General features: G+C 54.8%; 1 protein-coding gene. It reads right to left on the minus strand.

The window, feature by feature from the left end; translation table 11 throughout:
• A partial coding sequence (locus SB756_RS29055; protein WP_410912991.1) for an amino acid permease occupies positions 1–310 on the minus strand: 310 nt, incomplete at both ends.

The raw sequence follows: 310 nt of genomic DNA on the forward strand, positions 1-310 counted from the left end.
GTGGCGAAGGTTGCCAGCGAAGCGATCACCAGGAAGACGTTTTCCGGCATGATGTAGTTCAGATACACCGCAAACAGCAGCGCGGTAGTCATCACCAGCACCGTAACCCACGGAATACCGCGACGCGACGTTTTGCTGAAAATTTTCGGCGCGCTGCCCTGCTCTGCCATACCGTGGAGCATACGGCCTACGCCAAATACATCACTGTTAATTGCCGACAGCGAAGCAGTCAGCACAACAAAGTTAAGAATGCTGGCGGCAAAGGTAATGCCCATATGCTGGAACGTCAGCACGAACGGGCTACCGGCAG

It is taken from the genome of Pseudomonas sp. SIMBA_068, from assembly GCF_046534705.1.
Classification (GTDB): Bacteria; Pseudomonadota; Gammaproteobacteria; order Pseudomonadales; family Pseudomonadaceae; genus Aquipseudomonas; species Aquipseudomonas putida.